Source organism: Robertmurraya sp. DFI.2.37 (genome assembly GCF_029211245.1).
Classification (GTDB): Bacteria; Bacillota; Bacilli; order Bacillales; family Cytobacillaceae; genus Robertmurraya; species Robertmurraya methanolica_A.
This window is the reverse complement of the sequence record NZ_JARGEJ010000841.1, coordinates 1-290: the sequence shown is the minus strand read 5'-3', so window position 1 is coordinate 290 and position 290 is coordinate 1. Positions and strand designations below refer to the sequence as shown.

Below are 290 nucleotides of genomic sequence, written 5' to 3'. Positions count from 1 at the left end.
ATATGACAGTAAATTATGTAAAACTTCAAGGGCTTGAAGAAACAGCTGTATATCGAGAAGAAAAGAGTGGAAAAAGATACACCGGAGCTGCACTTATGTATGGCGGCATGCCGCTTCCGATAGAGTCGGGCGAATATCAGGCATATCAGTATTGTTTTGTGAAAGAGTAAAATAAATTGGTTGACGATGGAACAGAAAATGGTGAAGAATGTGAATAATACAGAAAAAATCTTTGTACAGCGTATGGAAAAACATCAGGATGAATTACGCTGGCTTTACATGGAGTTGTA

At 37.9% G+C, this 290-nt stretch carries 1 protein-coding gene; it reads left to right on the top strand.

Going from position 1 to position 290, the window contains the following annotated elements; genetic code table 11:
- Positions 1 to 2: 2 nt before the first annotated feature.
- Positions 3 to 170, top strand: coding sequence for a GH36 C-terminal domain-containing protein (locus tag PZE06_RS32100; RefSeq protein ID WP_369011869.1), 168 nt, complete (start codon positions 3 to 5; stop codon positions 168 to 170).
- Positions 171 to 290 lie beyond the last annotated feature (120 nt).

What these genes read in the sequence shown, in the direction of transcription:
- PZE06_RS32100 (WP_369011869.1), top strand. Translation starts at nt 3, where the DNA reads ATGACAGTAAATTATGTAAAACTTCAAGGGCTTGAAGAAACAGCTGTA.